The organism is Klebsiella sp. JB_Kp031 (assembly GCF_040064295.1).
Taxonomy (GTDB): Bacteria; Pseudomonadota; Gammaproteobacteria; order Enterobacterales; family Enterobacteriaceae; genus Klebsiella; species Klebsiella quasipneumoniae.
Genome location: NZ_JBEAJW010000025.1, coordinates 121,089 through 133,942 on the forward strand (window position 1 = coordinate 121,089; position 12,854 = coordinate 133,942).

Consider the following 12,854-nt stretch of genomic DNA (forward strand, 5'->3'; position numbering starts at 1 on the left):
TTTAACTCTTGCTACGCTTGTTGGGTGTTACATTTTTCTCTTATTTGTCTCAGTGATGGAGCAATGCGATGCGCATTTTTATCGATGATGGTTCAACCAATATCAAAATGCTGTGGGAGCAAGATGGCGAAACTTTCACCCATATCAGCCCCAACAGTTTTAAACGCGGCTGGTCTGCCACCTTCGGTTCCGGGAAGCCTTTTAACTACACCGTGGATGATGAAAAGTACTCATTCGACCTGATCACCCCCGATGCGCTCCCGACCAATAATATTGACTGGCAGTACAGCCCGTTGAACTCCATCGCTGTCCATCACGCGCTGCTGACCAGCGGTCTTGAGCCGCAGGACGTCGAAATCGTCGTGACGCTGCCGCTGACTGAATTTTATGACGAGGATGCGCAATATCGCCTCGACAACATTGAGCGCAAGAAAAAGAGCTTGCTGCGCGACGTTAAGCTGAATAAAGGCGTGGTCTTCAACATCACAAAAGTCACCGTGCGCCCGGAATCGATTCCAGCGGGCATTAGCCTGTGTGATGAACTCAAGCCCTCCCATTCGGTGTTGATTATCGACCTCGGCGGCACCACGCTCGATATCTCGATGGTAGCCGGGCAGATGACCTCGGTTTCGCGCATTTACGGCGATCCGAAGCTGGGCGTATCGCTGGTGACCGACGCCGTTAAGCTGGCGCTGGCGCGGGCTAACACCGATACCTCAAGCTATAACGTCGACCAGATCATTATCAATCGCCACGACGAAGAGTATCTGACCGATAACATTAACGATCCGGATGCGGTTTCTGAGGTGAAAAAGGTGATCAATAACAGCATCGAACGTCTGACCACCCGCGTCCTGACGGCTATCGATAGCTTTAAAGGCTACTCGCATGCCATCGTGATTGGCGGCGGCGCGCCGCTGGTTGCCGATGCCATTCGTGAACGTATGGGCCTGCGTGAGGACCGTTTCGTGGTGGCTGAAGAGCCGCAGTTCGCCCTGGTGCGTGGTCTGAAAATTATTGGCTAAGGAGCGTCTATGACTCTGGAACGCAGAAAAGTGCTGATTTACCTGCGCCCGGATATCAGCGCCAGCGAGCGCTTCGCGGACGCAAAAATTGAGGCCCACCATCGCGGCGACCGTGGCGATATGTCGCGCACGGCGCTGCTGGCGGGGCTGGCGTTAGGGGAAGTCGATAGCCGCTTGCCGTCGATGCTGGCGGCGCTGCTGGCGGAAGACACGAAACCGGAAACGCTGCGCAAGATGCTGGCCTCGTTCCTTGAGATCCAGCCGGCCTCTTCCGCCCCGACAGCCGCACCAGCGGCCGCCCCGGCTAAGGCGCCGGAGCCGCCCGCGCCGGTCAGCGAGAGCGTTTCGGCGCGCAACCTCGCCGGTTCGCTGCCGGACTAAGCGCTATTCGCGGTTTGCGCTATCCGGGAAACTCCCCGGCTTGCGCTGCGCTTAGCCGGGCTACTGTTTACACTGTCCGGTAGCCCGGGTAAGGCGGAACGCCGCGACTGGGAAATTCCCCGGCTTGCGCTGTGCTTAGTTTGTAGGCCGGGTCAGGCGTAGCCGCCACCCGGCAGTAAGACGGTACGCCGCCACCCGGGATGTCGCCCCTATCCGTGGGCGAGAAAGCGGGCCAGGCGCTGCTGCAGCAGGCGATTTTCGCGGGTCAGCCGCGCGTTCTCATCCAGCAGGGTCAGCGCCACCGCGATCCCCGGCCAGTCCAGCTCCAGCTCGTTACGCAGGCGCACCGCGCGATGGACAATCGTCACCGCGCTGTCGTCGAACAGCCAGGTGTCCGCCTGCGGCTGGTGCGGTTCAATCATGCCTAAGCCGACAATCTCCGTCAGCTCCTCTTCCGACACCCCGGTACGCAGGCACAATTCGGTAATGGTAAACGTCACTGTTACTGTAGCCATCAGGCTTTCCCCCATGTCTTACGCGGATCGAAGCTGGCTTCGGCGGTCGCCAGCTGTTGCCAGATCTCACGCGCTTTTTCATCTGGTTTTGGTGGCATCACAATTTTAATAACGGCGAACAAATCGCCGGTGTGGGTTTTGCTCACCAGCCCTTTGCCCTTGATGCGCAGGCGCTGCCCTGCCTGGCTACCCGGCGGCACCGTCAGCAGAATGCTCTCTTTCAGGGTGGGCACCGTGACTTTGGCGCCCAGCGCGGCCTCCCACGGCGCCAGCGGCAGGACGATCTCCAGGTTATGTCCCACGATGTCGAACAGCGGGTGCGGGGCGATGTGGATCACCAGCCACAGATCGCCGTTCGGGCCGCCGTTTTCGCCCGGCGTCCCCTGGCCTTTCAGGCGGATGCGCTGTCCATCGGCCACCCCGGCGGGGATCTTCACATTCAGCGTTTTCGGCGTCTCGCTTTCGATCATGCCGAACACGTTATACACCGGCAGGTTATAGCTGATGGTGCGGGTTTGCTCGGCCAGCGTCTCTTCAAGGAACACCGCGACCTCGATCTCCAGGTCGTGGCCGCGCGCCGCGTGCTGGCGGCGACGCTGATGCGCCTGCTGGCCAAACATGGAGGAGAAGATGTCGTCGAAATCCTGCTGGCTGTAGCTCTGCTCGTGGGTCTGCTGCTGGCGACCGAACCCGGGATCGTTGCGATGCTGCCAGAGCTGATCGTATTCCGCGCGCCGTTGCTCATCTTTCAGGACTTCCCAGGCTTCGGCGAGATCCTTAAATTTGGCTTCGGCATCGTTTTCTTTACTGACGTCGGGGTGGTACTTGCGCGCCAGGCGGCGGTAGGCGGTCTTGATGGTTTTCAGATCGTCGGTTGGTTGCACCCCGAGAATGGCATAATAATCCTTCAATTCCATGCTGTTATCTCATCTATGCTCAGTGCGGTGGTTACATATTCCCTGGATCAGGCGTCTGTATAAAGCGTAGGGCAAATGCGCCCTGAAGGAGAAGAAAAGTGGCGGAAACTTGACGCCGTCGGGGTCAACGGCGTCTTAGGCAAGGCTAGTCTTTCGCCTGCGGCCGCTGACGACGGCGCCAGCCTGCGAACAGCACCAGCAGCGCGCCGATGGCGCCGGCCAGGCGCGCCATGCCCTCGCCGGCAGTGGGAAACAGCTGGCGGAGGGTAGGGTCGCTGACCAGCATTGAGCCGGCAATCCAGCCGATGAGCATCCCGCCCAGCAGCACCACCGCGGGAAAGCGGGTGAGCAGGGCCAGCACCAGTTTGCTGCCGGCGACGATAACCGGGATGCTGATCGCCACGCCGAGGGCGACCAGCGCAATGTGTCCTTTGCCTGCGGCAGCCACCGCCAGCACGTTATCCAGCGACATGATCACATCCGCTACGGTGATGGTGATTGCGGTGCGCCACAGGCTGCCTGAGCTGGCAACCTCGCTCTCGTCCTCCTCATCACTGACCAGCTTGATGCCAATCCACAGCAGGAGCAACGCGCCGACTATTTTCAGCCACGGCAGCGACAGGAGATACAGGGCGATCGCCAGCAGCAGGATGCGCGCCAGAATGGCTCCTACGGTGCCGATGACGATCGCTTTGGTGCGTTTTTGCGGCGGCAGTTTGCGACAGGCCATGGCGATCACCACGGCGTTATCGCCGCCCAGCAGTAAGTCGATGGCGACAATCTGCAGCATAATCACCGCCATGTCCCATTGTTGAAGAAACGCATACATATTGAGAGAAACCACCTGAAATAAATACCACGAAAAGCCGCTGCGCAGGGGACTCCGCCCGGTGAGCGTTGACCGCTGGCGCCGGCCCGCGCCAACGCGCGTGGAACCTGAGCCTGAAAAATAAAGTTACGAATCAACGCGCCGTCGGGCAAGGCTTCGGCGAAAAAGGGTGATATTTTGTCATACAGACACACCTGCCGTTCACTTATCGCAAGGATCCCCACTATGTCTGGCTACAAGAAATACCTCTCTGTCGCCCTGCTGAGCGCTGTTTTATTGCCGGCGATGGCCTCTGCCGCTGACTCGCCGGCGACCTTCACCCCGGAACAGGAGGCGCAAATCGGCAAAATCGCCGCCGATTACCTGGTCGCCCACCCGGAAGTTCTCCTGCAGGCAAGCCAGAAACTGCAGCAAATTCAGGCTGAGCAACAGGCCAGCGCGGCTACCCAGGCGGTGCTGAAGAATGCCGCCTTGCTGACCCAGGATAAAAATACCCCGACTTACGGCCCGGCCAACGGCAAAGTCACGGTGATTGAGTTCTTTGACTACCAGTGCGTCTACTGCAGCCGGCTGGCGCCGGTGATGGAGCAGGTGATTAAAGCGCATCCGCAGACCCGCTTCGCTTTTAAAGAGTGGCCTATCTTTGGCGGCCGCTGGGAAAGCTCGCTGGAAGCAGCGAAAACCGGCCTGCAGATCTATCAGCAGAAAGGGGCGGATGCCTATCTGACCTACCATAACGGGATCTACGCCACCGGACATAACGAAGGCAAGCTGACGACGGCGGATATCCAGCAGCAGGCGAAGAAAGCCGGCTTTGATGCGAAGAAGGCCAGCGACGTCGAACCGGTACTGCAGAGCATTAACGACCTGGCGCAGGAGATTGGTCTTAGCGGCACGCCGGGCGTGATCGTGATGCCGACCACCGGCGCCACGGAAGCCAGCATCACCGTCTTCCCGGGACTGGCGGATAAAGCCTCGCTCGAAGCCGCGATTAAAAAAGCCGGCGGCTGATCGGCGGCGTCGTTACCCGGTCAGGGCCGCCGAGGGCGGCTCTGCTATCATTCATGATCCCTTTCCTCGTTCGGCGGCGGCAGCGCGTGGCTTTTTAAATCAATAATCTGGCCAATGTGATCGTGGTAAACGGTCAGCAAATTATAGCGACTCATCTCGGAGATGATCTGCGGGGCGACGTTAAAGCTGCTGGCCAGCTCCTCATCCCGCAGAGTAAGCACCGCGGTGTGACGCCGGGTGTGGGCGCGGCGTCGGTTATAGTGATACCAGAGGATCAACAGCCAGCCGTTCAGCGCGGCAAGCAATAAATACACCAGCGCCGTATTCAGGGAGTCCATCAGCGACGACCAGCGCGGGGAGGGCGGCGCGATGAACTGCATCAGCAAATTGGCGTAAAGAAAGAACAGAAAACCGAGCCAGGCCAGCAGCGTTAAGCCGGCGTCCACCAGCCGGGGCAGCACGCGGTGTTCGGTTAAGATGAGCGTATTTTCATTCATCGCAGGCTTCCTTTTCCCCGGTCCGGGCTCACCCAGCGCGCGCGGGAACGTTGACGTTTCAACATCACCTTCGGAAAAGCGACCAGCGTGGTCAGCAGGCCGATCATCCAGTAAACCATCGGGAACCAGATCACCCAGAACAGGGATTTGGCCACCTTTTTCTCATAGCGCCGTTCGATATACAGGCTGGCGACGAACTGCAGCAGGCACATCAGGCCGAGCAGCATGCCGGTGAACTCAGGCGGAAACAGACTGTGCACGGTCAGGTTGTCCGGCAATGGCATCAGGCGGCTGAGGATAAACAGCAGGATGGTGACCGCGTAGGCAAAGGCCCACAGCGTGGAGCAGGCATACTCCAGAAACAGCGGCCACATCCGATGATGCTGCCAGTGAAACAGACGGCGCAGGTTGACCAGAAAGACTTCGGCCCCGCCCTGGGCCCAGCGCAGACGCTGCTTCCATAACCCTTTGAGGGTCTCTGGCATCAGGATCCAGCACAGCGCCCGCGGCTCGAAAAAGATGTCCCAGTGGCGGAGCTGAAGCTTCCAGCTGATATCAATATCTTCAGTGATCATATCCGGGCTCCAGTAGCCGACGTCCGCCAGCGCCTGACGCCGGAAGGCGGCGATCACGCCAGAGACGGTAAAGACCCGGCCATAGATCCGCTGCGTCCGCTTGATAAGCCCAATGATCGACGAGAACTCCCCGACCTGAATGCGGCCGATCAGCGTGGATCGGGTGCGGATCCGCGGGTTGCCGGTGACCGCCCCGACGTGCGGGTAGTGGATGAGCGGGGCGACCAGCCAGGCCGCGGTATCCCGGTCCAGCAGGGCGTCGCCATCGATGCAGACCAGCAAATCGCCGCGGGCGGCGGCGGCGCCCGCTTTGAGCGCCACCGCTTTTCCCTGATTGGCGGCCAGGTGTATCACCCGCAGCCTCGGCTCCTCCTGCGCCAGCTGCTGCAGCACCTGGGCAGTGTTGTCGGAAGAGCCGTCGTTAATCGCGATCACTTCGAGATTGGCGTAACGCTGGGCCAGCGCTGCGCTGATGGTCTCCCGGGCGTTTTTCTCCTCGTTAAAGCAGGGGATCAGTATCGAGATCAGCGGATTGCCCGGCAGCGTCGGCGGCGGGGTATCCTCGCCCCACGGCCAGTGGCGCTCCAGCTGAAACCAGAAGTACAGACCCCCGGTGATCCATAGCACCGACATAAACAGCGGCCAGAAAAAGACAAAGTCGAGGATAAGCTCGCCGGTAAACGCCGCTGCGACGCCTAACGGCAGCCCGAAAACGAGGCATAAAATGCACAATGCGATAATGCGATCAGTCATGGTCAGGGTACCACCAGGAAGAGAATTGCGGTCTGATACGGGAGATATCAGGCTGATTGTTAATGAAATCGTCTGGGTAGTAGCCGTAGTTTTTGACGCCGTTTAGCCGCAGCAAACGCATCCAGTCCGCCAGCTGTTGGTCAGGAATGGCGTTGTGCTGGCGTCGGCTCCAGTCTCTGGCCTGTAGCTCAAAGATGGTTTTCTTCAGCGCGCCCGGGTGGCGGGCAACGGTCTGCACCAGCCGCGTCAGCCAGGCCTGGCTGGCGTCGATCGGCACGGACTCCATCAGCGGCATCGCCATGGGCACCGTCCAGTCATAGGCGGCAAGGAAGTCATCCAGATTTTGCGCAAACCAGGCTTCGCTCTGCGGCTCCAGGATCGGCAGGGCGAAGAGATTACGCGCCGTTTTTACCTGCGGGCCGCGGATGGCCTGCACCGCCTGGCGCAGCTGCAGAGTGAAGCGGGTCAGGGTTTGGCTTTTGAAACGCATCCATGCTTCACGCTCCTGCGGACGCTGGGGCACCGGGCCGGCATCGCGCGCCAGGCCACTCTGCCGCCAGGCGGCGACCGCCTCCGGGCTCACGTCTTCAAAATCGGTCAGCACGGCGTCGTCGTGGAACAGAATCCCGCTGAAGCTGGCGTGTCGGGCCAGATCCTCATAGATGTCGGTGATCTGCTGGCGAACCCGCGGATCCCAGGGCGACAGGCGAACATAGGGCTGATGGGCAAGCAACGCCTTCCCGGTTTGCGGATCCCAGCGCTGAACGCGCGGCAGATCGGACGAGAGATCGAAGGCCAGCACCGGCATCCAGGCATAAACCTTCACCCCGCCGCGGGTCTGCAGCTGCCAGGAGACGAAGTTAAACAGGTCGGCGCGCATCGGCAGCCAGCGGTTGGGGAAATAGAGCGACTTGACCGTGCCGTCGCCCTGCGGGTCGGAGAAGGCCTGCAGAAAGACGTGGCTGATTTTCATGTCATAGACGCGCTGTATCAGCTTATCGATATTCTTTGCCTGCTGGACGGGATTGGGGTCATAGACATAGTCCAGATCGACATGCATCACCCGAACAGGATCGGCTTCCTGAATCTGCGTCACGGCGTTGGCAAAGGCCTTGATCGACGGGTTACCGGCGATCAGCATGCGCGGAATATTGTCCAGATCCTTCACGTTGCCCAGGCCGTCGTTCAGCGTAAACGCCAGCTGATACCCCTGCTGTTTGGCGATGGCCAGAGTGCTGCCGCTGGCGGCGCCGTAGGGCCACACCCAGGCGCGCGGCGCTTTCCCGGCGACGTCGTGGATTTTCGCCGTTACTTTCTGCACGTCATCGGTCATTCGCCGGGTAAACTGCGCGTCGCTTTCATAGCGGCCGGTGGTTTTATCCCAGCCTCGGTTGGCGGCGGCGGGCTCGCGGCTGCCTTGCGGATTGGCCGGCAGGCCGTAATGCGAGGCCCAGGTGTGCGCGCCGATCTCCACCAGCGGCGAGTGGCTGAGCTCGCGCACCATCTCCCAGGTGGCGAAGCGATCGCGCGGCGTCATCAGGCCACCAAAATTAACGGGCTGGTTGGCGGGGGTGTCCACCCAGCTGCCCACCGGCGCCCACAGCGCCGGAACGTTCCAGGCTTTAAGCAGCGGCCAGACGCGGGTATAAAAACTGCTATAGCCATCGTCGAAGCTGAGAAGAAAAGCCTTAGGCGGAAGCGACTTAAGGCCATGATGCGCGTCCAGAATGTCCTGAACGCTCACGGCATGGTAGCCATGATGCAGCAGCCAGGCGATCTGCTCATTAAGCGCGCTGGTCCGCACCGAAAGATAACGCTGGTCGGCGGCGTCGTCTTCGACGTCATGATAGGCCAGCACCAGAAAGCGATCCGCCGGCCAGGGTTTATTGGCCTCCAGCTGGGGTCGTTGCTGCGGGGCGAGGAAGGGGACCTCCTCAGCACGCACGCTGAAGATAAGGCACAGCCAGCCGAGAAGCATCAGGCCGTTGCGCAGGGTCGTGTTCAGCATGGTCATCCTTAAAACCGTATGTTTGCATCAACAGTGATGGCGAGGTTGTTTTCACGTTTACCGTCGTAGGGGCGTTTGTCCCAGTTCAGCATCACCCCGGCATCGACGAGGTTGTTCCAGCGCAGACGCTGGCCGTAGCCCAGCGTCGTTATCGCGCCGGCGGCGTGATTTTTTTGCCAGTAGCTGCCGCCGCCGGCGAGCAGCTGCTGACTCCAGACAGTGTCATACCGCTGGTAAAGCGTGTGATCGACGGTCAGCGCTGCGGTGGCCGCGAGGTCGCGGGCCGGACTGTAATACGCGGTGTCAGTGCGGCTATTGGCGCTGGCCGCCAGACCGGGCTGCAGATCCAGCGTTAACCACGGCGTCTGCCAGAGGCGCTCTTTACCAGAGAGGGTGTACTCCTGACGACGGTTGTGGTCGGTAAAGCGGCTGGCGGCCACGCTGACGCGGTACTCCCGGCGCTCGTTTTGATACCATCGCAGCCAGCCTTCGCCGCGGTTGGCGCTGACGCCGTTGCGTAACGCGCGCAGCGGCGTCTGCTGCGAAATCCGCTCCAGTTCGCCGCCCAGCTGCCAGCGATCGTTGACGTCGTGCGCGGCGGAAAGGCGGACGCCGGGCTTATTCTCGCCGTGAAAATTGACGCTGGAGAGTTCAAGTTCTCCCCAGGCGTCGCGCGGGCGCCATTCAATACCGGCGAACAGCTGGCGACGGCTGCCTTTCCCCTCTTCAAAATTGCCTTTGGCAAAGCGGTGGCCGCCAAACAACCGCCAGCTGTCGGCTATCGGCGGGCTGTAGATCGCCGTCTCAAAACTGAGGTCGTGGGTACCGCTCACCGGGTTGTCGGAATGCAGCCCTTTGCCGACGCTCAGGCGCAGCTCGGAGAAATGATGGATTTCGCGGGCTTTGGCCAGGCGTTGGGTATTTAGATCCCGTGGCGAGCGGGCGATAACGTCGTCGGTCAGCAGATCCATCTGCCGCCACTCCTGCAGATCGAGAGCGACCCAGGCCTGCTGGCGCTCCAGCTGCAGGCTGGCGGGCTCCAGGGCTTCCGCCGCTTTCAACTGGCGTTCGGCAGCCCGCGGCAGCCCTCTGTCCTGCAGCACGGCGGCATAGTCGATCTGCAGCCCCTGGTTGCCGGGGGCCGTCGCCGCCAGGCGCTGCATGCGGGCTTCGGCCTGCGGCAGGGCGTTGGTGGCGGAAAGATAGTGCACGTTAAGCGTCTGCGCGGTGAGCCAGTCGTCGTTCGGCTGGGGCGTCGGCGAGCCGTAGAGATGACGAATATAGGGTGCATTCCGGGTGAGTCTGGCGACATACCGTTGCGCCGCTGGGTACTGAGCGGTGTCCAGCAGGGCGTAGAAAAGCTCATGTTCTTCATTCTGTTGGCTTGTCAACCACGAGGGATGCTGATGAATGAGCGTCAACGCAGGTTCAATCTGCTTGAGGGCGATATAAGAGGAGATGACCCAGCCGATGGCCCAGTCGGGAACCACCTGCTGCTGCGCGAGCAGGCTTTGGTATTCGCGGATGATCTGCGCGTAGTCTGCGTTGGCGTACAGCGCGCCCAGACGGTCAATGCGCGCCCGGGTGATGTCCGGGGCGGCCTGCGGATCGGGACGCCAGGCGGCGATCATCGCGTCGTATTGCGCCAGTGCCGTGCGGGCCAGCGCGTAACGCGCATTTTCTTCACGGGAAGGCGTATCGGCAAGGCGCACCAGCTCGGCGGCGGCGTTCAGCTGCAGGTTGCGCTTTTCCGCGGGCGTCAGTTCGACGCTATTCGCGAGGCCGAAGGCGGGTGAGTCGATCCGGTTGCGGGTCAGGGTCGCCATCAGGCTGGCCAGCGCGGCTTTGTTCTGCGGTTCGCGATCGAGGATCTGCGTGTCCACCAGCAGCTGGTCCCAGCTTTTGCCAAGCCGCAGGTAGACATAAGAGAGGGTCTGCAGGTGAGCCACGCTCGCCTGCTCCGCCACCAGGCGACGCGCTTCGCTGAGCGCCTCGCCGTCCTTGCGGGCATCGGCCAGCGTCTTGATATAGCCGATACGATAGTCGTCACTGTCAGGGGACTGGCTGAGAGCCTGCTGCCAGAGGAGGAGCGAGGCTTGCCACTGTTTCTGGTTGCGCAAAGCCTGCGCGGCGGCGGCGGTGCCCCGTGCGGGAAGCGGCATATAGACCTGATAGCGTCGCCAGATTTTCACGACCTCATCGTCCTGGCCGGCCCAGAGGGCTACCTGCAGCCAGTCGGCTACCTGAGAAGGGGTTAACGCATGCCGTAGCTGGTACTGCTGAAGATATGAGAGAAAGGGGGCGTACTGGCCCTGACGCGCTTGCAGGATCTGCTGGTCATAGAGCGAGTCCGCTCCCTGAACCAGCGTCGGGAAGAGCAAAAGCACGCCGATTGATAGCGAGAGTTTCGTGTTGCGATTAAACAATAACGTATTTGAATAAGGTGATCTTTCCATTTCTATTTGCCATATGTTCATCAAGAATCCATTGCACAACACGACCGTCCTTTGACGGTGAGTGAAAGGATGAGGATGGTCCCATTTAGCTGACTGGCACTGCGGGTGAAGGACTTATTGCAAACTAATAAACCTATCTCCTGTGGATAATTGAATGGATAATTTATACCCGATACCGCGGCGGATAAATATGGTTAAATGACGAGCTGAGTTTTAAGATAAATCTGTAAAAATGGTTTAATTCGAATCGCCATGTTGAAGTCAATGTCTTTAACTTACTGAAATAAATAAAAAATGAATCTGGCTGGAATTTTGTTTCAAATTTTCCTGGTGGCTTATATTGCTGTGAGGGGAAAGATTTTATATAGATATTTAAGATGATTTCTGACAAAAATTCTTAATAGCAAAAAAAGCATCTTTTCTGTGGGATTTTTTTATTTATAATTAATCCGTTTATTTTCTGTCCGAACCCTGGGAGGTTTTTCACAGCCAGATTCAGATGCCGCGCTAATGATAAATCACAGATCTCGTTATTTTTACCGCCATGCGGAGCGATCCACAGGGGCAAGGATAATGTCTGGTTGACGAGAATTTGTTGATTAAATGTTAAAGGGACGACTTGTGGCAAATTCAATGATATTAGTTACCCAGGATCACTATCTTTTTCAAGGTGTTAAGAATTTCTTCCCTGATATCATTCAGTTAGATTCTAGCGGAAAAGCGATTTTAGATAATGAGGTTGATGAACTCTCTCTGCTGGTTGATAGCCGTTCGCCGCTTTGTCATTACGATTATCTGGTGATGGAGGCGGCACAATCCAGAAAGCGAATATGCTGTATTGTCCTCGATATGCGCCATCGGGAAGAGCATTTACTCAGCCTGAAATCGTTTTTAAACATGTCATTATCACCCGCCGATATGGCGACCTTATTTGGGCTTTTCCTGGAGATGAAGAGTAATCGGCTGACCAAAGAGTGGTTCGACAATCTGCGCTTAAGTATGACAGAGCAGCTGATGCTGCGTTTTCTTGGGGCGGGGATGACAATGGAGGAGGTGGCGTTGAATCTTAATACTTCGCTAAAAAGCCTTTACCGCAAGCGGACCGCACTTTATGAACGACTGGGGTTAGATAATTTTAATGAAGCCTGCTTATTTATCTTCAAAAATAAACTGCTGGACCAGTCCGGTCGATCGCCATGAGGGCTGGTTGTACAGGAAATGGGTGATATCGCAAGGTATGTAATGATGGAAATGTAATAAATTAAATAGATATTGATAGGTACAACCGTCGATACCGGTCGGTATCCAGGGTGGCGCCCGGCATATAATTCCGGAGCTCTTTGGAAGTAATTACCGCCATGGCGGTTTGCTATGCACAGCGATTATTATAATGAATATATTCCTTGCGCCGCAGAGGAATAGTTTTGTCATAAATTAACTTTACCATGGTATTCCGGCTCACGTGTCGGAATACCATGAGATATCGTGAAAGCATCAGAGGAGCGAGGTGGATGAGAATAAGGGACAGTATTGCGGAGCGGTTAGAAGCCTGCGGGCTCTACCGTCGGGCGGCATCCAGATGGATTGAGGTGATGCAGCGTTGTCTGGACGATGAGGACCGAGAGTGGATCCGTCACCATCGCAATCAGTGTCTGAAAAAGGCGCAACGTCCGCCGGCGCCGAAAGAGGAGTTTGCCGATCTCCACCAGGCGGCTAAAGAGACGCAATATCGCATGGGCATTGCTAAGCCTTATGGCGAAGCGTTCAGACTACCCGGCAAAGGGAAAACCGCCGCCGAATAATACCTTTCTTTATTGCGTTTGCCTGACGGCCTGCGTTTGCGCAGGCGTTTCATTGTCCGTAGGCCCACGCAAGCGCAGCGCCGCC

The 12,854-nt window shown here is 58.5% G+C and carries 12 protein-coding genes; 5 read left to right on the forward strand and 7 right to left on the reverse strand.

What is annotated here, in order from left to right; all coding sequences use genetic code 11:
- The first annotated feature begins 68 nt into the window (after positions 1-68).
- Together parM and ABLV64_RS10730 are read left to right on the forward strand one after the other, a co-directional pair.
- Complete coding sequence (gene parM, locus ABLV64_RS10725) at positions 69-1,025, forward strand: plasmid segregation protein ParM domain-containing protein (protein ID WP_004146678.1); 957 nt, start codon at positions 69-71, stop codon at positions 1,023-1,025.
- Positions 1,026-1,034: 9 nt separating this feature from the next.
- Positions 1,035-1,406, forward strand: coding sequence for a plasmid partitioning/stability family protein (locus ABLV64_RS10730; RefSeq protein WP_017900087.1), 372 nt, complete (start codon positions 1,035-1,037; stop codon positions 1,404-1,406).
- Between the two features lie 209 nt (positions 1,407-1,615).
- Here the strand turns inward: ABLV64_RS10730 and cbpM are convergent, their stop codons facing one another.
- The 3 genes from cbpM to ABLV64_RS10745 form a co-directional block, all read right to left on the reverse strand.
- Positions 1,616-1,921, reverse strand: a complete 306-nt coding sequence (gene cbpM, locus ABLV64_RS10735; protein ID WP_002885324.1) for a chaperone modulator CbpM — start codon at positions 1,919-1,921, stop codon at positions 1,616-1,618.
- Positions 1,921-2,838, reverse strand: a complete 918-nt coding sequence (gene cbpA / locus ABLV64_RS10740; RefSeq protein ID WP_023319528.1) for a curved DNA-binding protein — start codon at positions 2,836-2,838, stop codon at positions 1,921-1,923. Before cbpA ends, cbpM begins: the two co-directional genes overlap by 1 nt.
- A 145-nt stretch (positions 2,839-2,983) precedes the next feature.
- Entirely contained in the window at positions 2,984-3,667 is a 684-nt protein-coding gene (locus tag ABLV64_RS10745) for a TerC family protein (protein ID WP_004206393.1), read from the reverse strand.
- Positions 3,668-3,892: 225 nt separating this feature from the next.
- Here ABLV64_RS10745 and ABLV64_RS10750 point away from each other — a divergent pair, with 225 nt between their 5' ends.
- Complete coding sequence (locus tag ABLV64_RS10750) at positions 3,893-4,678, forward strand: DsbA family protein (RefSeq protein WP_126065747.1); 786 nt, start codon at positions 3,893-3,895, stop codon at positions 4,676-4,678.
- 47 nt (positions 4,679-4,725) lie between these two features.
- On the opposite strand, the gene pgaD is transcribed toward ABLV64_RS10750, so the two are convergent.
- Genes pgaD through pgaA form a run of 4 tightly spaced genes read right to left on the reverse strand, consistent with a single transcriptional unit; the run spans position 4,726 to position 10,967 of the window.
- Positions 4,726-5,175, reverse strand: coding sequence for a poly-beta-1,6-N-acetyl-D-glucosamine biosynthesis protein PgaD (gene pgaD, locus ABLV64_RS10755; RefSeq protein ID WP_032456868.1), 450 nt, complete (start codon positions 5,173-5,175; stop codon positions 4,726-4,728).
- Positions 5,172-6,503, reverse strand: coding sequence for a poly-beta-1,6-N-acetyl-D-glucosamine synthase (gene pgaC, locus ABLV64_RS10760; RefSeq protein WP_102005085.1), 1,332 nt, complete (start codon positions 6,501-6,503; stop codon positions 5,172-5,174). Before pgaC ends, pgaD begins: the two co-directional genes overlap by 4 nt.
- Positions 6,496-8,511 carry a poly-beta-1,6-N-acetyl-D-glucosamine N-deacetylase PgaB gene (gene pgaB, locus ABLV64_RS10765; RefSeq protein WP_100098486.1) on the reverse strand — a complete coding sequence of 672 codons (2,016 nt, stop codon included), beginning with the start codon at positions 8,509-8,511 and terminating at the stop codon, positions 6,496-6,498. The genes pgaC and pgaB overlap by 8 nt, the downstream gene beginning before the upstream one ends.
- 8 nt (positions 8,512-8,519) lie before the next feature.
- Positions 8,520-10,967: a poly-beta-1,6 N-acetyl-D-glucosamine export porin PgaA gene (gene pgaA, locus ABLV64_RS10770; RefSeq protein WP_168429903.1), complete on the reverse strand. Its 2,448-nt coding sequence runs from the start codon at positions 10,965-10,967 to the stop codon at positions 8,520-8,522.
- Between the two features lie 633 nt (positions 10,968-11,600).
- Here pgaA and ABLV64_RS10775 point away from each other — a divergent pair.
- Both ABLV64_RS10775 and ABLV64_RS10780 read left to right on the forward strand, forming a co-directional pair.
- Complete coding sequence (locus ABLV64_RS10775) at positions 11,601-12,167, forward strand: LuxR family transcriptional regulator (RefSeq protein WP_004206400.1); 567 nt, start codon at positions 11,601-11,603, stop codon at positions 12,165-12,167.
- A 311-nt stretch (positions 12,168-12,478) separates the two neighbouring features.
- Positions 12,479-12,769 (forward strand): PerC family transcriptional regulator, encoded by a 291-nt coding sequence (locus ABLV64_RS10780; protein ID WP_004153693.1) that lies wholly within the window; start codon positions 12,479-12,481, stop codon positions 12,767-12,769.
- Positions 12,770-12,854 lie beyond the last annotated feature (85 nt).

Bases quoted from the DNA above. Each gene is read 5' to 3' on its own strand.
- ABLV64_RS10775 (WP_004206400.1), top strand. From the start codon at position 11,601: ATGATATTAGTTACCCAGGATCACTATCTTTTTCAAGGTGTTAAGAAT.
- pgaA (WP_168429903.1), bottom strand. From the start codon at position 10,967: ATGGAAAGATCACCTTATTCAAATACGTTATTGTTTAATCGCAACACG.
- ABLV64_RS10745 (WP_004206393.1), bottom strand. From the start codon at position 3,667: ATGTATGCGTTTCTTCAACAATGGGACATGGCGGTGATTATGCTGCAG.
- pgaC (WP_102005085.1), bottom strand. From the start codon at position 6,503: ATGACTGATCGCATTATCGCATTGTGCATTTTATGCCTCGTTTTCGGG.
- parM (WP_004146678.1), top strand. From the start codon at position 69: ATGCGCATTTTTATCGATGATGGTTCAACCAATATCAAAATGCTGTGG.
- ABLV64_RS10750 (WP_126065747.1), top strand. From the start codon at position 3,893: ATGTCTGGCTACAAGAAATACCTCTCTGTCGCCCTGCTGAGCGCTGTT.
- cbpM (WP_002885324.1), bottom strand. From the start codon at position 1,921: ATGGCTACAGTAACAGTGACGTTTACCATTACCGAATTGTGCCTGCGT.
- cbpA (WP_023319528.1), bottom strand. From the start codon at position 2,838: ATGGAATTGAAGGATTATTATGCCATTCTCGGGGTGCAACCAACCGAC.
- ABLV64_RS10780 (WP_004153693.1), top strand. From the start codon at position 12,479: ATGAGAATAAGGGACAGTATTGCGGAGCGGTTAGAAGCCTGCGGGCTC.
- ABLV64_RS10730 (WP_017900087.1), top strand. From the start codon at position 1,035: ATGACTCTGGAACGCAGAAAAGTGCTGATTTACCTGCGCCCGGATATC.
- pgaB (WP_100098486.1), bottom strand. From the start codon at position 8,511: ATGCTGAACACGACCCTGCGCAACGGCCTGATGCTTCTCGGCTGGCTG.
- pgaD (WP_032456868.1), bottom strand. From the start codon at position 5,175: ATGAATGAAAATACGCTCATCTTAACCGAACACCGCGTGCTGCCCCGG.